This window comes from Streptomyces sp. BJ20, from assembly GCF_022869105.1.
Lineage (GTDB): Bacteria > Actinomycetota > Actinomycetes > Streptomycetales > Streptomycetaceae > Streptomyces > Streptomyces griseoincarnatus.
On the sequence record NZ_CP094918.1, the window covers coordinates 7,138,375 to 7,156,989 of the forward strand.

Annotated in this window: 11 protein-coding genes, 1 rRNA gene and 1 riboswitch; of the genes, 6 read left to right on the forward strand and 6 right to left on the reverse strand. The window is 71.8% G+C overall.

Annotation, left to right across the window (positions count from 1 at the left end):
• Positions 1-264: 264 nt before the first annotated feature.
• Both MTR79_RS32175 and MTR79_RS32180 read right to left on the reverse strand, forming a co-directional pair.
• Positions 265-1,792: ribosomal RNA gene (locus MTR79_RS32175) — 16S ribosomal RNA — on the reverse strand.
• A 565-nt stretch (positions 1,793-2,357) separates the two neighbouring features.
• Positions 2,358-2,906, reverse strand: a complete 549-nt coding sequence (locus MTR79_RS32180; protein WP_102641984.1) for a MarR family transcriptional regulator — start codon at positions 2,904-2,906, stop codon at positions 2,358-2,360.
• Between the two features lie 122 nt (positions 2,907-3,028).
• Between MTR79_RS32180 and MTR79_RS32185 the strand changes: the two genes are divergently transcribed.
• Positions 3,029-4,297, forward strand: a complete 1,269-nt coding sequence (locus tag MTR79_RS32185; RefSeq protein ID WP_244793350.1) for an MFS transporter — start codon at positions 3,029-3,031, stop codon at positions 4,295-4,297.
• Between the two features lie 9 nt (positions 4,298-4,306).
• Here MTR79_RS32185 and MTR79_RS32190 read toward each other — a convergent pair whose 3' ends face one another.
• Together MTR79_RS32190 and MTR79_RS32195 are read right to left on the reverse strand one after the other, a co-directional pair.
• On the reverse strand, positions 4,307-5,962 hold the full coding sequence (locus MTR79_RS32190) for a SpoIIE family protein phosphatase (RefSeq protein ID WP_244792800.1): 1,656 nt from the start codon (positions 5,960-5,962) through the stop codon (positions 4,307-4,309).
• Between the two features lie 169 nt (positions 5,963-6,131).
• Complete coding sequence (locus tag MTR79_RS32195; protein WP_280518384.1) at positions 6,132-7,508, reverse strand: NAD(P)/FAD-dependent oxidoreductase; 1,377 nt, start codon at positions 7,506-7,508, stop codon at positions 6,132-6,134.
• 377 nt (positions 7,509-7,885) lie between these two features.
• On the opposite strand from MTR79_RS32195, the gene MTR79_RS32200 reads away from it, so the two are divergent.
• Complete coding sequence (locus MTR79_RS32200) at positions 7,886-8,620, forward strand: TetR/AcrR family transcriptional regulator (RefSeq protein WP_244792802.1); 735 nt, start codon at positions 7,886-7,888, stop codon at positions 8,618-8,620.
• A 654-nt stretch (positions 8,621-9,274) separates the two neighbouring features.
• Here the strand turns inward: MTR79_RS32200 and MTR79_RS32205 are convergent.
• A complete protein-coding gene (locus MTR79_RS32205) occupies positions 9,275-11,398 on the reverse strand; it encodes an asparagine synthase-related protein (RefSeq protein WP_244792804.1) in 2,124 nt (707 codons plus the stop codon).
• 738 nt (positions 11,399-12,136) lie between these two features.
• On the opposite strand from MTR79_RS32205, the gene MTR79_RS32210 reads away from it, so the two are divergent.
• From MTR79_RS32210 to MTR79_RS32225, 4 genes are all read left to right on the forward strand, one after another.
• Positions 12,137-13,561, forward strand: a complete 1,425-nt coding sequence (locus tag MTR79_RS32210) for a hypothetical protein (RefSeq protein ID WP_048460380.1) — start codon at positions 12,137-12,139, stop codon at positions 13,559-13,561.
• A gap of 66 nt (positions 13,562-13,627) precedes the next feature.
• Positions 13,628-14,851 carry an L-2-hydroxyglutarate oxidase gene (lhgO, locus tag MTR79_RS32215; RefSeq protein WP_086700756.1) on the forward strand — a complete coding sequence of 408 codons (1,224 nt, stop codon included), beginning with the start codon at positions 13,628-13,630 and terminating at the stop codon, positions 14,849-14,851.
• Positions 14,852-14,954: 103 nt separating this feature from the next.
• Positions 14,955-15,791 carry a tRNA (guanosine(46)-N7)-methyltransferase TrmB gene (gene trmB / locus MTR79_RS32220; RefSeq protein WP_086705301.1) on the forward strand — a complete coding sequence of 279 codons (837 nt, stop codon included), beginning with the start codon at positions 14,955-14,957 and terminating at the stop codon, positions 15,789-15,791.
• A gap of 60 nt (positions 15,792-15,851) precedes the next feature.
• Entirely contained in the window at positions 15,852-17,177 is a 1,326-nt protein-coding gene (locus MTR79_RS32225; RefSeq protein ID WP_086705302.1) for a PrsW family intramembrane metalloprotease, read from the forward strand.
• A gap of 105 nt (positions 17,178-17,282) precedes the next feature.
• Here MTR79_RS32225 and MTR79_RS32230 read toward each other — a convergent pair whose 3' ends face one another.
• Positions 17,283-18,302: a M23 family metallopeptidase gene (locus MTR79_RS32230; RefSeq protein ID WP_048460384.1), complete on the reverse strand. Its 1,020-nt coding sequence runs from the start codon at positions 18,300-18,302 to the stop codon at positions 17,283-17,285.
• Between the two features lie 12 nt (positions 18,303-18,314).
• Positions 18,315-18,472: riboswitch (cyclic di-AMP (ydaO/yuaA leader) on the reverse strand.
• Positions 18,473-18,615 lie beyond the last annotated feature (143 nt).

The window sequence follows — 18,615 nt, forward strand, 5'->3', positions numbered from 1 at the left end:
CACCCATCACCCCCGGGGCAAACCCGGAGTGCACTGGGGCCGGCACTGAAGGCGACCACACGGCCGTACCCTCAGACACCCAACAGCGTGCCCGACACCCTCGCCCCTCGTGACCTGCGTTCCACGCTCCGAAGAGCAGTACTGGCAGCCCGAGTTGGCTGACGATGCCGAGTAGTCAACGTTCCACCCATGAGCAACCAGCATCAGACGTTCGCTGATGAACTGGTCTCTGACCAACCGGAGTTGGTGAGAAGTGCTCCTTAGAAAGGAGGTGATCCAGCCGCACCTTCCGGTACGGCTACCTTGTTACGACTTCGTCCCAATCGCCAGTCCCACCTTCGACAGCTCCCTCCCACAAGGGGTTGGGCCACCGGCTTCGGGTGTTACCGACTTTCGTGACGTGACGGGCGGTGTGTACAAGGCCCGGGAACGTATTCACCGCAGCAATGCTGATCTGCGATTACTAGCGACTCCGACTTCATGGGGTCGAGTTGCAGACCCCAATCCGAACTGAGACCGGCTTTTTGAGATTCGCTCCACCTCGCGGTATCGCAGCTCATTGTACCGGCCATTGTAGCACGTGTGCAGCCCAAGACATAAGGGGCATGATGACTTGACGTCGTCCCCACCTTCCTCCGAGTTGACCCCGGCGGTCTCCCGTGAGTCCCCAGCACCACAAGGGCCTGCTGGCAACACGGGACAAGGGTTGCGCTCGTTGCGGGACTTAACCCAACATCTCACGACACGAGCTGACGACAGCCATGCACCACCTGTACACCGACCACAAGGGGGGCACCATCTCTGATGCTTTCCGGTGTATGTCAAGCCTTGGTAAGGTTCTTCGCGTTGCGTCGAATTAAGCCACATGCTCCGCCGCTTGTGCGGGCCCCCGTCAATTCCTTTGAGTTTTAGCCTTGCGGCCGTACTCCCCAGGCGGGGCACTTAATGCGTTAGCTGCGGCACGGACGACGTGGAATGTCGCCCACACCTAGTGCCCACCGTTTACGGCGTGGACTACCAGGGTATCTAATCCTGTTCGCTCCCCACGCTTTCGCTCCTCAGCGTCAGTATCGGCCCAGAGATCCGCCTTCGCCACCGGTGTTCCTCCTGATATCTGCGCATTTCACCGCTACACCAGGAATTCCGATCTCCCCTACCGAACTCTAGCCTGCCCGTATCGACTGCAGACCCGGGGTTAAGCCCCGGGCTTTCACAACCGACGTGACAAGCCGCCTACGAGCTCTTTACGCCCAATAATTCCGGACAACGCTCGCGCCCTACGTATTACCGCGGCTGCTGGCACGTAGTTAGCCGGCGCTTCTTCTGCAGGTACCGTCACTTTCGCTTCTTCCCTGCTGAAAGAGGTTTACAACCCGAAGGCCGTCATCCCTCACGCGGCGTCGCTGCATCAGGCTTTCGCCCATTGTGCAATATTCCCCACTGCTGCCTCCCGTAGGAGTCTGGGCCGTGTCTCAGTCCCAGTGTGGCCGGTCGCCCTCTCAGGCCGGCTACCCGTCGTCGCCTTGGTGAGCCATTACCTCACCAACAAGCTGATAGGCCGCGGGCTCATCCTGCACCGCCGGAGCTTTCGAACCGCTTGGATGCCCAAGCGGGTCAGTATCCGGTATTAGACCCCGTTTCCAGGGCTTGTCCCAGAGTGCAGGGCAGATTGCCCACGTGTTACTCACCCGTTCGCCACTAATCCCCTCCCGAAGGAGGTTCATCGTTCGACTTGCATGTGTTAAGCACGCCGCCAGCGTTCGTCCTGAGCCAGGATCAAACTCTCCGTGAATGTTTACCCGACAGTGCTTAATTAAAAGCGCGGGTGCACACATCACGAGAGCGGAACATCGGGAGGAATAGTCCCGACGTTCACAGCGTCCTCGCTGTGTTTTTTCAAAGGAACCTCGACCATCCGAAACCGGATGGACGGGGTATCAACATATCTGGCGTTGACTTTTGGCACGCTGTTGAGTTCTCAAGGAACGGACGCTTCCTTCGTACTCACCCTCTCGGGCTTTCCTCCGGGCGCTTCCCTTCGGTCTTGCGTTTCCGACTCTATCAGATCGTTTTCTCGACCTGACCCCCAGTCAGCGGGGTCTGTCTTTCCGGCCGTTGCGGGCCGTTCCGACGTCTCAAACCTTAGCGGACTCTCTCCCTGTTTCCCAAATCGAGGGTGTGGAATTGAATTCAGGCATGCGGACACGCCGAAATCGGTCCCACTGGGAGGTCGTGCTCGGGTTTGGTTGCCGCTTTCGCGGCGGAAGTGCTGCCGGAGAACCGTTACGGCCCCGTGGCAACCCGAAGAACTTTACGGATCGCGCGAGGCCGCGTCAAGTCCCCCAGCCCAAGATCTTTCAGTCCAGGTCGGTCAGGCGTCCGCCGGCGTCGGGCTGGGCGTCCTCCACCCTGCGGAGCAGGCGCGTCAGCACCTCCCCGAGGGCGGTCCGCTCCTCCGCGCTGAGGTCCTGGAGGAGGTCCGCCTCGAAGACGGTGGCCATCCGCATGGCCTCCTGCCACTTCTCCCGGCCGGCCGGGGTGAGCTCGACGATGACGCGTACCCGGTTGTTCTCGTCCCGCTCCCTGGTGACCAGACCCTCGGCGACCATCCGGTCGATCCGGTGGGTCATGGCGGCCGGGGTCAGACCCAGGCGCTTGGCGAGGTCGCTGGGGCCCATCCGATAAGGGGCGCCGGAGAGGACGAGCGCCTTGAGGACCTCCCAGTCGGCGTTGGTGATGCCGAGCTCGGCGGTCTGGCGGCCGTAGGCGACGTTCATGCGGCGGTTGAGCCGGGACAGCGCGTTGACGATCTTCTCGACCTGGGGGTCGAGGTCCTGGAACTCGCGCTGGTACGCGGCGATCTGCTCTTCGAGGGTCGGCTCTTCCACGCCGGGGGTGTCGGCCATGCCCGCAGTATGGCACGCCCCTTCTTTGCCTTGAAGTCCTTCTCTGTGTACTCTTTAGCTTCGAACTTTAGCTTCTAAGTCTTCACTCCTAACTAGTGAGAGAGGTGAACGTGACCAGGGCGATGGGCGCAGCGATGCGCCGGATCCACGTGGGCAACGCACTCAGCGCTTTCGGGCTGGGCTTCACGGTCCCGTACCTGTACGTCTATGTGGCGCAGGTGCGCGGGCTGGGGCCGATGACGGCGGGGATGGTCCTGGCCGTCTTCGCCGTGGCCGCGCTGATCGTGCTGCCGCTGGCCGGACGGGCGATCGTCCGGCGCGGTGCCCTGCCGGTGCTGCTCTCCGCCCTGCTCACCGCCGCGATCGGCTCGCTCAGCCTGGGGCTGTCGGCGAGCGCCACGACCGTGCTGCTGTCCGCGGCGGCGCTCGGCGCGGGACAGGCGGTCATGCAGCCGGCCCTGGCCACGATGATCGTGGACTGCTCCGGTCCGGAGACCCGGTCGCGCGCGTTCGCCATGCAGTTCTTCCTGCAGAACCTCGGGCTCGGCGTCGGCGGCCTCATCGGCGGCCACCTCGTCGACCCGAGGAAAGCGGGCTCGTTCACCCTTCTCTTCGCCATCCAGGCGGTGATGTTCCTGCTGCTGGTCGTGGTGATGTCCACGGTGCGGATGCCGCGCTCGCCGCGGATCGACGGCACGCCCGCGCAATCGGCCAAGGGCAGCTGGAAGCAGCTGCTGGGCAACCGGGCCATGGTGCAGCTGTGCGTGCTGGGCTTCGTGCTGTTCTTCGCCTGCTACGGCCAGTTCGAGTCGGGCCTGAGCGCGTACGGCGTGGAGGCCGCCGGGATCTCCACCTCCACGCTGGGGACGGCGCTGGCGGCGAACACGCTGGTGATCGTCGTCGCGCAGTTCGCGGTGCTCCGCTTCGTGGAGCGGCGGAAGCGGTCGCGTGTGATCGCGTCCGTGGGTCTGATCTGGGCCGTGGCGTGGGCCGTGGCCGGGTACGCGGGGCTGGGTGGTGCCAGTCAGGAGATGGCGACGGCGGCGTTCGTCTCGACGTACGCGCTGTTCGGGCTCGGGGAGGCGATGCTGTCGCCGACGCTGGCGCCGCTGGTCGCCGACCTGGCGCCGGCCGGGATGGCCGGTCAGTACAACTCGGCGTTCGCCCTGGTGAAGCAGCTCGCGCTGGCCGTGGGTCCGGCGGTGGGCGGGCCGATGGCGGCCTCGCTGCACGCGCCGTACATCGTGGTGTTCCTGCTGTTCTCGCTGGGGATCACCGTGCTGGCCCTGCGGCTCGGGCGCCGGCTCACCGCCGTGCAGGACCAGCCGTCGGCCGCGGGCAGCCGGGTCGTGGCGCAGGGCGGTACCGAACAGGCGCCGGCTCCGGCCTGACCGCGCGCGTCAGAGGCCGACGTCGGCGGTCTTCGGCAGCAGGAACTCGCACCAGACGGCCTTGCCGCCGCCCGGGGTGCGTCTGCTGCCCCAGGCGGAGGCGATCGTCGCGACGATGGCGATGCCCCGGCCGGACTCGTCGCCGGGCTCCGCGCGGCGGCGCCTGGGCAGATGGTCGTCGCCGTCGGTCACCTCGATGATCAGGCGGCGGTCGGTGCGGCGCAGGCGCAGGCGCATCGGGGGTGTGCCGTGCTGGAGGGAGTTGGCGACCAGTTCGCTGGTCGCCAGCACGCCGAGGTCGTGCAGCTCGGCGGGGAAGCGCCAGCTGGTCAGGACTCCGGACGCGAAGGCACGCGCGCGGGGCGCCGCCTCGACCCCGCCGAGCAGTTCCAGCGCGGCGTTGCGGAACAGCTCGCGGTCCGGGCCGGAGCGCGCCGGATGCTGCAGGACCAGGACGGCGACGTCGTCGTCGTGCTCCGGAGTGACGCCGGCCGAGCGGACCAGGCGGTCGCAGACGACCTGGGGGCCGCCGGTCGCTCCGGCCAGGGCGCGCTCCAGGGAGGCGATGCCCTCGTCGAGGTCCTCGTCGCGGCGCTCGACCAGTCCGTCGGTGTAGAGGACGGCGGTGGATCCCGGGCCGAGCGGCACGGAGCCGGAGGCGTGCATCCAGCCGCCGGTGCCCAGCGGGGGGCCGGTCGGTTCGTCGGCGCGCCGGACGGTGCCGTTCTCGTCGCGCACCAGGATGGGGAGATGCCCCGCGGAGGCGTACACCAGGCGGCCCTCGTTCGGGTCGTGGATGGCGTAGACGCAGGTGGCGATCTGGTTGGCGTCGATCTCCATGGCGAGGCCGTCGAGCAGCTGGAGCACCTCGTGGGGCGGGAGGTCCAGGCGCGCGTACGCCCGGACGGCGGTGCGGAGCTGTCCCATGACCGCCGCCGCGCGCACCCCTCGTCCCATCACGTCGCCGATGACCAGGGCGGTGCGTCCGCCGCCGAGGGTGATGACGTCGTACCAGTCGCCGCCGACGGCCGCCTCGGTGCCGCCGGGGTGGTAGGTGGCGGCGACGCGCAGGTCGTCGGGCTCCTCCAGCTCCTGCGGGAGCAGGGAGCGCTGGAGGGTGACGGCGGTCTCGCGCTGCCGGCGCTCGCTGGCGCGCAGCCGCTCGGCGGCCTCGGCGTGGTCGGTGACGTCGGTGGCGAAGACCAGCACGCCGCGGCCGTCACCCTCCCCGGCCGGCGTGCAGGTGAACGTGTACGAGCGGCCGTCAGGCGCCTTGCGGGACTTGACCGTCCGGGGCTTGCCGCTGCGCAGGACCTGGTCGAGGAGGGGCAGCAGGCCCAGCTCGTCGAGCTCCGGAAGGGCTCCCCTGGCGGGCGCGCCGACGGGGCGGAGGCCGAAGGCGGCCGTGTAGGCGTCGTTGAGGTAGGCGATGCGGTGGTCCGGGCCGTGGACCAGGGCGACGAGGCAGGGGACCCGGTCGAGGACCCCGCGGACCCCCAGTTCGTCGACGGCCGGCAGCGGCCGGTCCCCGTCGGTGAGCCTCTCCGCGCGGGCCGCGGGCACGGAGCCCTCCCCCCGCCGGTCCGGGGGTGCCGTCTGCTCGGTCCGCGCTGCGGCGCGGCGCTGCGTTCCGGGGAGCCGGGCGCTCCAGCGCGTGAAGTTCACGAATCCTTGCCTCGTGTAGTTGTCGGCGGCCGGATACCGGAACCGGCCGGGGCCCGGGGGCCGCACCGGGGCGGGCCCTCCCGCCCGCGGTGGTGGACCAGTGTGGCAGGGTCCGGCCGGGCCGACATCCGCTAGACGCCGGTCCGGTCCCAGGAGTTCCTGGGTCCGGTCAGGACGACCCCTTCGGGTTGTGCGGTGGGTCGTGGGAAGGCTTTCCACCGGCCGCCAGTTCGAACTCCGCTCGAGGATGTTCGAGTGATCCGAGGGAGACGATCTCCCGCTTGAAGAGGCCCGCGAGGGTCCACTCCGCGGCCACGCGCGCCTTGCGATTGAAGGTCGGAACCCGGCTGAGGTGGTACGTCCGGTGCATCAGCCAGGCGGGGTAGCCCTTCAGCTTGCGCCCGTAGACCTGGGCGACCCCTTTGTGCAGCCCCAGGGAGGCCACGGACCCGGCGTACTTGTGGGCGTACGTCTCCAGAGGTTCGCCGCGCAGGGAGTGGACGACGTTGTCACCGAGCACCCGGGCCTGGCGCAGGGCGTGCTGCGCGTTGGGCGCGCATTCCCGCCCCGCCTCCCCCGCGGTGACGTCGGGTACGGCTGCGGCGTCACCGGCGGCCCAGGCGTGGGGGGCGCCCTCGACAGCCAGCTCGGCGGTGCAGCGCAGCCGGCCGCGCTCGTTCAGGGGCAGGTCGGTGGCGGCCAGCACGGGATGCGGTTTCACTCCGGCGGTCCACACGACGGTCCGCGTCGGGAAGCGCGAGCCGTCGCTCAGCACGGCCACCCGGTCGGCGCAGGAGTCCAGCCGCGTCTCGAGGCGCACGTCGATGTTGCGCCGCCGCAGTTCCGTCACGGTGTAGCGCCCCATCTCCTCACCCACCTCGGGGAGGATCCGGTCCGACGCCTCCACCAGGATCCACTTCATGTCCTCGGGGCGGACGTTGTGGTAGTACCGCGTGGCGTAGCGGGCCATGTCCTCCAGCTCGCCGAGCGCCTCCACGCCCGCGTAGCCGCCGCCGACGAAGACGAACGTCAGGGCGGCGTCCCTCACCCCCGGGTCACGCGTCGACGAGGCGATGTCCATCTGCTCGAGGACGTGGTTGCGCAGCCCGATGGCCTCCTCCACGGTCTTGAAGCCGATGGCGTGATCGGCGAGTCCCGGAATCGGCAAGGTGCGCGCGACCGACCCGGGTGCCAGAACCAGCTCGTCGTACTCGATCCGCCTGCCGTCCGTCCCCTCCTCCTCGGTGGCCGGGGTGCGGACGGTGGCCGTGCGCGCGGCGTGGTCGACGGCCGTGGCCTCCCCGATGACGACGCGGCACCGGTCGAGAACACGACGCAGCGGTACGACGACGTGACGAGGGGAAATGGCACCGGCGGCCGCTTCGGGCAGGAACGGCTGGTACGTCATGTACGGTTCCGGCGTGACGACCGTGATCTCGGCCTCTCCCCTTCCGAGCTCGCGTTTCAGTCTCCGCTGCAGGCGCAGGGCCGTGTACATCCCGACGTAGCCGCCGCCGACAACGAGAATGCGCGCACGTTCCTTCACCCTCCCATGACGCACCCGTCGCTTCCGTTTGTCCACAGCCCCGACGAATTGTGTGACCGGAGGACGCCCCTGCCGGTGGTTGGCCGAATTACCGACATGGTCCCGGTCACCGCAGGTCACACCGCATGATCGGCTCTACCGTCACGGAACATTCGGGACGTATACGACTCGTGCTCCGATCGAGGGGCGCTCCGTGCGGAACGTGCCCCTTCTGAATTGACCCCCTCTCAACTATGTTCATGTGTCGACGGGGTGCAGGGGGATGTGCTCATCGGGTCCGCGACGGGCGGGACCGACAGGCCGGTCCCGTTTTCACGCCCCGGACGTCAATGGCGGGGAGAGTCTCCGGGGGGAGACGTCATTACCGGGGGATACACATGCATGTTCAGGACTCTCGATGGTCGTCCGCTGTCGCCTCTGGAGCGACGATGAGCGCCGTCTCCGGCGGGCGCCCGGACGGCACACGCACCACACCGCTGCGCGTCGACGCCCAGCGCAACCTGGAGCACGTGCTGCGTGCGGCGCGTGAGGTCTTCGGCGAGCTGGGGTACGGCGCGCCGATGGAGGACGTGGCGCGCCGGGCACGGGTCGGCGTCGGCACGGTGTACCGGCGGTTCCCGAGCAAGGACGTGCTCGTACGGCGGATCGCCGAGGAGGAGACGTCCCGGCTGACGGAGCAGGCGCGTGCCGCTCTGGGGCAGGAGGACGAGCCGTGGTCGGCGCTGTCGCGCTTCCTGCGCACGTCGGTCGCCTCCGGCGCGGGGCGGCTGCTGCCGCCGCAGGTGCTGCGGGTCGGCGTCGCGGAGGAGCGGGGGCTGTCGGAGCACGCGCGGCTGCCGCAGCAGCGGACGCAGCCGGCGGGGGAGCTGCGGCTCGTGCCCGAGGAGCGGGCGGAGGACGACGGCGGTGCGGCGGAGCTGCTCGACGTGGTCGGGCAGTTGGTGGAGCGGGCCCGGGCGGCGGGGGAGTTGCGGGCGGACGTGTCCGTGTCCGACGTGCTGCTCGTGATAGCCACGGCCGCGCCCTCCCTTCCGGACGCGGCTCAGCAGGCGGCCGCGTCCGCCCGCCTCCTGGACATCCTCCTGGAGGGCCTCCGCAGCAGGCCTTCCTGACCTGCGGTCACCTGTCAACGGCGGGCGCCGGCACCCGTACGCCACGGGTGCCGGCCTTACCCGTGCGGGGTGCTTGTCGGGCAGCGGGGGAATCGCACGCATCGGTGTACCGAGTCGCACCCTGAGTCGGTGCGGGCCGGGGGGAGTCGGCGCACCTCGGCGCCAACGAGGTGCCGCCGCGCCCACCCTCCCCCACTCTCGGCTTCTCCCCCACTCTCGACTCCGCTCGAGCGGGGAGACCCCCATGAGCGGGAGGTACCCCCATCGCCCTGGGGGCACCTCCCAGGCCCTTGAGCCACTGGGGGAGGCACGAATGCCCGCGGATGGCGACACGTGCGGCCGCCGCCCGCCACCGGTGTCGGTCCAGCCGCCCACGGCGGGGAGGGGGCGGGGTGGGGGTGGGCGCCCGCAGCGGCCGGCGCGTCAACGCCCTCCGCCTCTGCAACCCGCACGATCGCGCCAGACCGAGGACGTCCGCCCCCAGCGCGACCCCGTGCCACCCACCGGCCGTGGGCGCTACATCAGCCCCCACCGGACAGCGACCCTGCGCCGCAGGCATCGCACCTCAGCCCTCACCGGACCGCGACCCTGCGCCGCAGGCGTGGACAACAGCCCTGCGAGGCCGAGAGCCGCAATGCGAAGACCCCGCCGCGCTCAGCGCGACCCCGCGGCCCCCGCCCCCAACGCCCCCCGCTGCGGCACGATCCCAGCAGGCACCGCCCTCTGCCTCGCCGGCGTCCCCGTCCAGCACGTTCCCCGCCGCGCCAGCAGCCTCCGCAGCCACACCTCCAGCGCCACCAGGTCCGCCAGCCCGTCCAGCGGCAGCGGCTCCCCCTCCGCCGCCCCCCGCAACGCCTTCCGCACGACCCGTGCCTCCACCAGCCCCGCCTGCGCCAGCAGCGGCGTGTCGAACAGCGCGATCAGCGACCCCGCCGCCACCCGCAGCCCCGTCCGCGCGGCCACCGCCGACGTGGGGACCGCCGGCGCCCCCCACCCCGCCGGCAGATCCCGCACCCCCGCGCCCTCCAGCACGGACCGCAGGATCGCCGCCCGCGCGCCCGGCCGTACCCGCAGCGCCTCCGGCAGGGCCCTGCACGCCCGCACCACCTGGTTGTCGAGGAACGGCGCGTGCAGCCGTTGCGACCGGATCTCCGCCGCCTGTTCCAGCACCCGCACGTCCGCCGCGTACCGCGCCAGCGCCGCACGCGCCCGGAAGTCCCCCGGCCGCTGCCCAGGGCCCACCTCCGACCGCCACGTCGACGCCTGGAGGCGAACCGATACTTCAGCCAGCGCCTCCCCGGTCAGCCACCGCGCCGCGGGCCCGGGCCGACCCCAGGTCAGCGCGGCCAGCGAGGCGTCCGCGGCACCCCCGGGACCGTCGTCGTCCAGCTTCTTGTGCAGCAGCCGCTGCGCGAGCGACTCCAGCCCGGCCCGGTAAGGCGTTCGCGCCAGCCGCCTGGCCGCCGCGTACACCCGCGCCGGCACCATCACGGACCCGTCCGCCTTGGCCAGAGCGGCGACCGGCCGCACCAGATGCCGCCGCTTACGGTCCATCAGCAGATCTGCGAGCCGCGCCGGGTGAGCGTCCAGCACCTGCTTGGCGCCGTACCCCGTGAAGTGGTCCGCGCTGCCCGCCGCCAGCCGCGCCCGGTGCCGCGCCGCGGCGACCAGCGACGGCCCCGGCTCGTCCGTCAGCGGCAGGTCCAGCTCGACGTAGGGAAGCGTCGACTCCTCCCCGGCGACCACCACATGGTGCAGCCGGGGATTCGCGGCGAGGGCACCCGCCCGCTCCAGTTCGTCCTCGTCGCGTCCCCCTGCGTCCCCGGCGGCCAGGTCGTTGAAGGTGACGGCCAGCAACCGCTCCCCCGCGCCGGTGCCGTGCCCCAGCACGGTCCCCGGTCTCCCCGGCAGCCCGGCGGCCAACAGCGCCAGGGCGCCCGACGCCGGCCCCCCGGACAGGTCCGCCCCGATCCCCGCCACCGGCGTCCCCCGCGCCGCCCGCCGCTCCGCGGGGCCCATGCCCGGCACCGGTCCGGGGTCTATGTCGGCGCCGGGCACATGACGAGGCGCGGCCAGCCGCGTCCGCACCGCCTCCACCAGCGCGTCCCGCACGGCGTCCACCGCGTGGCCGGGGTCGGCGGGCGGGGCGGCGACGGCGAGGGAGGCGACGGGTTCGTACCCGGCGATCTCCCGGGCTCCGGCGCGCAGGATCAGCGCGTGCCCCGGCGGAACGCGCTTCACGCCCTCGTACGGGGTGGAGTCCTGGAGCGCGGCGGGCACGTCGGGCGCCGCGAGCAGCGCGGCGAGGTGTCCGAAGTCGAGATTGGCCTCGACGAGGTCGGCGAGCGGCAGGGCGGCCGTGGCGTAGGCGACGCCCCGTTCGAAGGAGGTGTGGAAGACGGGCCGGGCGCCGGCGAGGTCCCCGCACACCGTGATGCGGCGTCCGACCTGGACGACGGCCGTGTAGCTGCCGGGCCAGGCGGTCAGGTGCCGCAGCGCACCGCCGCGGGCGGCGAAGAGGGCGACGCGCAGCTGTTCGTCGGAGGCGCCGCAGGTGCCGAGGACGGCGATGCGGGTCTGTTCGTCGGCGGAGACCACCCGCACCTCGTCGGGGCGCCAGTCGCCGACCGCCCACAGGGGGTCGGGGTCGCCCCACAACAGGTGGGAGCCGACGGGCTGCAAGGTCTCACCGTCGACGCCGGTGGCGCCGGCGGAGCCGACGGGACCGTATCCCCCGGCCGCCGCGGCGGTGCTGCTCCATCCCACCAACCACCGCATCGCCGCCTCCACAAGCTGTGGACAACCAGTGCACCGTACGAACCGGTTCCCCATGCTGCCATGAAGGAGGCGCTCGGCAACGCCGCCGGAGCGGTGTGTGCTCCGTCGAATGCGCCCCGGCGGATACACCTACCCTCGGCGGAGGTTGACCCGGCGCGCACCCGAACACCCGCCCGAGACAGGGAGACCGACATCCGGGCGGTCGCCGCCCACCAGGCCACTTCGACGCGAATGCGCCCCCGCTACGCGCCCCCAAGACCACCAACGCGCCCTCAACTACCTGGATAGAAGGGCGGTTACGCCGAAACGAGTGGCGTCGATTTTCGGCCAAATCGAAGCGGTGAGATCACACTCGAACACGCTCCGTACAGGCTTTGCGCACCACCGCGGGGCGTACGGTCCGGGAGACGGAGCACGCCTCCCGGACCGTTCCGCCGCCCGCGGGGATGAAGGCGGCGGTGTTCCCCCAGCCCACTGGATCCAGTACAGCGGGCCGACCCACGCACGGACCATGGAACCGCTCCCGGGATGGCCGGAGAAGAGCGCACGGACAGGCGCACGGCCACACACCGGGAGCACGCCGCAACTGCGCGTATCGGACCCGTACTTCAGTACGGACCACAATCCCGCCATCCGGAAGAATGCCCCTTAACGCTTGGGATGCGGCGAACTACGCTGGGTTTACGAATGCCGCGTGGTTATGCCAGAGCGGCAGCCGTCTGTGTCGAGGGGTGGCGCATGTCCAGGGAGCAACGCGGGCCGAACGAAAAGCTCGGCGCCGTTCTCGCCCTCGCGGGAATCAGCAACGCCGGCCTCGCGCGGCGCGTCAACGATCTCGGCGCCCAGCGGGGACTGACGCTTCGCTACGACAAGACGTCGGTGGCGCGCTGGGTGTCGAAGGGCATGGTGCCGCAGGGCGCCGCCCCGCACCTGATCGCCGCCGCCATCGGCCAGAAGCTGGGCCGCCCCGTGCCGCTGCACGAGATCGGCCTGGCGGACGCCGATCCCGCGCCCGAGGTGGGGCTCGCCTTCCCCCGTGACGTCGGCCAGGCGGTGAAGTCCGCGACCGAGCTGTACCGGCTGGACCTCGCCGGCCGCCGCGCCGGCTCCGGCGGCATCTGGCAGTCCCTCGCCGGGTCGTTCGCGGTGAGCGCGTACGCCACGCCCGCCTCACGATGGCTGATAACCCCGGCCGACAGCTCGGTCGCGCGCGAGGTGAGCCCGTCCGAAGGCTCCGGCGCACCGCTCAAAGTCGGCCACAGCGATGTGCAGAAACTCCGGGAGGCCGCGGAGGACGCCCGCCGCTGGGACTCCAAGTACGGCGGCGGCGACTGGCGTTCGTCGATGGTCCCCGAGTGCCTGAGGGTCGAGGCGGCCCCGCTGCTGCTCGGCTCCTACTCCGACGACGTGGGCCGCTCCCTCTTCGGCGCGGCCGCCGAACTCACCCGTCTCGCGGGCTGGATGGCGTTCGACACGGGCCAGCAGGAGGCGGCGCAGCGCTACTACATCCAGGCCCTGCGCCTGGCCCGCGCGGCGGCCGACGTGCCCCTCGGCGGGTACGTCCTCGCCTCGATGTCGCTCCAGGCGACGTACCGCGGCTTCGGCGACGAGGGAGTGGACCTCGCCCAGGCCGCCCTGGAGCGCAACCGCGGCCTCGCCACCGCCCGCACCCTGAGCTTCTTCCGTCTGGTCGAGGCGCGCGCGCACGCACGCGCCGGGGACGCGCAGGCGGCCGGCGCCGCGCTGAAGTCGGCGGAGAGCTGGCTGGAGCGGTCCCGCCCCGGCGACAGCGACCCGACCTGGCTCGGCTTCTACTCCTACGACCGGTTCGCCGCCGACGCGGCCGAGTGCTACCGGGACCTGAAGGCGCCCCGGCAGGTGCGCCGCTTCACCGAGCAGGCGCTGTCGAAGCCCACGGAGGAGTTCGTGCGCTCGCACGGACTGCGCCTGGTGGTCTCCGCGGTCGCCGAACTGGAGTCCGGAAACCTGGACGCCGCCTGTGAGCAGGGCGTACGCGCCGTGGAGGTGGCCGGCCGCATCTCCTCCGCGCGCACCACGGAGTACGTCAGGGACCTGCTGCACCGGCTGGAGCCGTACGGCGACGAGCCGCGCGTGGTCGAGCTGCGCGAGCGCGCCCGCCCGCTGCTGATGACCACGGCCTGACCCTGTCCCGCCCCGCCCTTGGTTTGAAGCCGTTGTCAGTGGCGCAGTGCACTATCGACGCGGGAGGTGGCGCAGGTGGCGGCGGGGTCGTACGACTGTGACGTGGTGGTGATCGGCGGCGGGATCGTCGGCCTGTCGACGGCGTATGCCATCGGGCGGGCCGCCCCGGGCACGCGGGTGACCGTGCTGGAGAAGGAGCAGGACACGGCCCGGCACCAGACGGGACGCAACAGCGGGGTGATCCACAGCGGCATCTACTACCGCCCCGGCTCCCTGAAGGCGCGGTACGCGGTGTCGGGCGCGGCCGAGATGGTCAAGTTCTGCGCCGAGTACGACATCCCGCACGCGGTGACGGGCAAGCTGATCGTCGCCACCGAGCGCGAGGAGCTGCCCCGGCTGCACGCCCTGGTGCAGCGCGGCCGGGAGAACGGCCTGTCGGTGCGCGAGCTGTGCGGCGCGCAGATCGCGGAGTACGAGCCGGAGGCCGAGGGCCTCGCCGCGATCCATGTCGGCACCACCGGCATCTGCGACTACGGGGCGGTGGCCCGCCGGCTCGCGGAGGCGTCCGGTGCGGACGTGCGGCACGGCGCGGAGGTGGTCCGGATCGACCGCCGCCCCGACCGGGGCGTGGCCGTGCTGACGGCGGCCGGCGACATCGTGCGCGCCCGCACGCTGGTGAACTGCGCGGGGCTGCACTGCGACCGGATCGCGCTGCTCACGGGAGACGAGCCGGGCGCCCGCATCGTGCCGTTCCGCGGGGAGTACTACGAGCTGGCCCGCCCCGAGCTGGTGCGCGGCCTGGTCTACCCGGTGCCGGACCCGGCGTTCCCGTTCCTCGGCGTCCACCTCACCCGGGGCACGGACGACGGGGTCCACGTGGGGCCGAACGCGGTCCCGGCGCTGGCCCGCGAGGGGTACGACTGGCGGACGGTGCGGCCGCGCGAGCTGGGGGCGACCCTGGCCTGGCCGGGCTCCTGGCAGCTGGCCCGCCGCCACTGGCGGTACGGCGCCGGGGAGCTGCACCGCTCGCTGTCCAAGCCGGCCTTCGCGCGGGCCGTGCGCCGGCTGCTGCCCGCCGTCCGGGACGAGGACCTGGTGCCGACGGCGGCCGGGGTGCGGGCGCAGGCGGTGCTGCGCGACGGCACGCTGGTCGACGACTTCCTGATCCGGGAGGCGCCCCGCGCGGTCCACGTGCTGAACGCCCCCTCGCCCGCCGCGACCGCCTCGCTGCCGATCGGCCGGGAGGTCGCCCGCCGGGCGCTGGCGTGCCTCGCCGAGAGCGAGCGGTGAGCGCGCGTGGCGGGAGCGGGCGTCGGGCGGGAGCGGTCGTGCGCGGCCGGGCGGCCCTGCGCGCCGTCCCCGTAAAATCGAGGGCACTGTGTCTGATTCCGTGATGAGCACCCCCGAAGCACCGCACGCCGAGCGGACCGCCGGCGAGCCGGCCCCCCGCACCCGCGCGAAGGGGGAGCCGCGCTTCCCCGACGGCCCGAAGGCCGACCCCGCCGGGTCGCACTTCGAGCGCCGGATCCGCAGCTTCCAGCCCCGCCGCAGCCGCGTCACCGCGGGTCAGGCGGACGCGCTGCAGCGGCTGTGGCCGGTGTGGGGGCTCGACATCGACGGCAGCCGCCGACTGGACCTGGCCGAGCTGTTCGGGAACGGCCGGCCGGTCGTCCTGGAGATCGGCTTCGGCATGGGAGAGGCCACCGCGGAGATGGCCGCCGCCGACCCGGACACGAACATCCTCGCCGTGGACGTGCACACCCCCGGCCAGGGGCATCTGCTGCACCTCGCCGAGGAGCGCGGCCTGGCCAACGTGCGCGTGGCGAACGGCGACGCGATCATCCTCCTGCGCGAGATGCTCGCCCCGGACGCGCTGAGCGGGCTGCGCGTCTTCTTCCCGGACCCCTGGCCGAAGAAGCGGCACCACAAGCGGCGGCTGATCCAGCCGGAGTTCCTGACCCTGGCCGCGTCCCGCCTCGCGCCGGGCGCGATCGTGCACTGCGCCACCGACTGGGAGCCGTACGCGGAGCAGATGCTCGAGGTGCTGACCGCGCACCCCGCCTTCGGGAACACCCGGGAGGACGGCGGTTTCGCGCCGCGTCCCGCGTTCCGGCCGCTCACCCGTTTCGAGCGGCAGGGGCTGGACAAGGGTCATGTGGTGAACGACCTGCTCTTCCGCCGCGTACCGCACGACGACCGCGCCGGCCGCCCGGACGGGGACACCGTCTGACCTCCCCCGGGACCCCGCGCCGGCACGCAGCCCTGCCCCTTCCTCGTTAGGGTCGATTCCGTGGCCAGCAGCCCTCCGTACCCGCCGTGCCCCGGCGCAGCCTCCGGCAGCACGCTGCGGCACCCGCACTGGTGGCAGCGCCCGGCTGTCCGCTACGGAGCGATGGTCGCCCTGCTGGCCCTGTCCGGTCTGGTGATCCTCGCGCTGGTGCGGGAGCAGACGGGCACACAGGGCTTCCTCGTCGGTCTGGGGCTGGCCGTGCTGCCGGTGCCGCTGCTGCTGGCGGCGTTCCGGTGGCTGGGCCGGGTGGAGCCGGGCCCCTGGCGGAACCTGCTGTTCGCGTTCGCCTGGGGCGCGTGCGCGGCGGCGCTCATCGCGATCGTGGCGAACAGCTTCGCCACCCGGTGGATAGCCACGACCACCGCCGACCCGGCCGGCGCCGACACCCTGGGCGCGACGGTCATAGCGCCGGTCGTGGAGGAGACGGCGAAGGCGGCGGCGGTGCTGCTGCTCTTCCTGTTCCGCAGACGCGACTTCCACGGGATCCTCGACGGCGTGGTGGCGGCCGGGTTCACCGCGACCGGATTCGCGTTCACCGAGAACATCCTCTACCTGGGCAACGCCTTCGGCACCGATCAGCTCACCGGCGGCAGCGGCATCGCCTCCGTCACCGCGGCGACCTTCTTCGTCCGCATCGTCATGTCGCCCTTCGCGCACCCCCTGTTCACCGTGCTCACCGGCATCGGGTTCGGCGCGGCCGCGCTGGCCGCCGACCGCCAGCGGGTGCGCCGCGTCCTCCTTCCCCTCGCCGGGCTGCTCCTCGCGATGGGCATGCACGCCCTGTGGAACGGCTCCGCCACGCTCGGCCAGTTCGGCTTCATCGCGGTGTACGGGGCGTTCATGGTGCCGACGTTCGGGCTGCTGACCTGGCTGGTGGTGTGGACGCGGCAGCGGGAGCTGCGGACCGTGCGCACGGAGCTGCCCGCGTACGCGGTGGCGGGCTGGCTGCGCCCGTCGGAGCCGTTCGCGCTGGGCTCGATGCGGGCGCGGCGCCTCGCCCGGAAGTTCGCCCGCGAGCGCGGGGGCAGGCCGGCCGCGCGGGCGGTCGCCCAGTACGAGGCGTACGCGACGCAGCTTGCGTTCCTGCGCCACCGGGGCCGCGCGGGGAAGGCGGGGGCGGACTTCGTGACGCGGGAGCGGGAGCTGCTGCTGGAGCTGTGGCACCGGCGTGCGGCGGCCCGCCCGGCGCTGGAGCACGCGGCCCGGCTCACCGCGCCCCGGGTGCCGTACGGCGCGGGATGGGCGTACGGGCCCGTCCCGGCGGCGTGGCCGCCGCAGGGGCAGCCGCCGTATCCGGCGTACGGGGAGAACCCCTACCGGCGCTGAGAAGGCACCGGACATGCGGAACCGGCAGCCCTGACGTCGGGGGGTCGTCGTCGGGGCTGCCGGCGTTCACGGCGTCGGCGGCCGGGAGGGGGCCGCCGGGGTGGTTCAGATGCTGAGGCCCTTGCCGGCCAGCCAGGCGGCCGGGTCGACGCTGCCGGAGCCGGTGTGGACCTCGAGGTGGAGGTGGGCGCCGGTCACGTTGCCCGTCGCGCCGACGCGGCCGATCACGTCGCCGGTGGCGACCTTCTGGCCGACGCTGACGTTGATCGACGACTGGTGGGCGTACCAGACCTCGGTGCCGTCGTCGAGGGTGAGCACGGTCTTGTAGCCGTACGAGCCGTCCCAGCCTGCGGAGGTGATCGTGCCGGTGTGGACCGCCTTGATCAGGGTGCCGGTGGGCGCGGCGAAGTCGAGGCCGGTGTGGTAGCCGGAGGACCAGTAGGCGCCGGCCTGACCGAAGGTCGAGGTGACGGTGTACGAGGACGTCGGCAGCGCGTACTGCTTGGCGAGCTCGGCGAGGCGCTCGGCCTCGGCCTTCTTCGCGGCCTCCTCCTCCGCCTTCTTCTTGGCGGCCTCGGCCTTCTCCTTGGCCTCCTTCTCCGCCTTGGCCGCGGCCTCGGCGGCCTCCTTCTCGGCGGCGGCGAGGGCGGCGGCCTGCGCCTTGCTCTGCGCCTGTCCCTGCTGCTGCTCGACCTGGGCCATGATGCGGGCGCGCAGCGCCTCACCGGCGTCGGCGCCCTCCTCGGCGCCGGTGTCGGCGGCGGCCATCCTGCCGATGTCGCTGAGGGGGGTGCTGGATCCCTTGGGCGTTTCCTCGTCGGAGATGAGGGAACCCACGTTGGGAAGGTCGGGCATGGAGATGGAGACGGGCGGCTTGCCGGTCTGGGCACTGGCCATGCCGCCGGCGCCGACTGCGGCTATGACGCCGACGCCGAGGACGGTGGAGCTGCGGGCCAGTCCGCCTCCGCGCTGCTTGGCGACGCGGTGCCGGCCACGCACGGGCCGCACGGACTCCGCGGTGGGGTTCCACTCCTCGAAGGGGCCCTCGTCGGCGCCGGGGGCGCCGTACGCGAAGGTGTCGTTCGGCCTGAACGGGGCCTCGGGGGCAGGCGGGTTGGACGCCACGTGGGCGCGCTCCTTTCCTTCCGTCTTCGCCTACCGGGTTAGCTGACGGGTTCGGAGCGGGAAGGTCTCCTACGCGCGTATACGAACCGTGCTTCCACGGCGGTATCCGCCCGATTCACCCCATGGTGGTGGTTCCCCGGTTCCCTTGCGGGATTCGGCGCGTGCGCACGGAGCCGACTTCTGTGACGGCTGGGACGACCGCGCTGCGTTATCGAACGTTAATAGACGCGGGGTCCGTATTCCAAGCCGTTCCTCTTGATCATTAACGATTTTTGCGTGGACTTAAGCGCCATGAGCGGGCGAAAACGGGCGA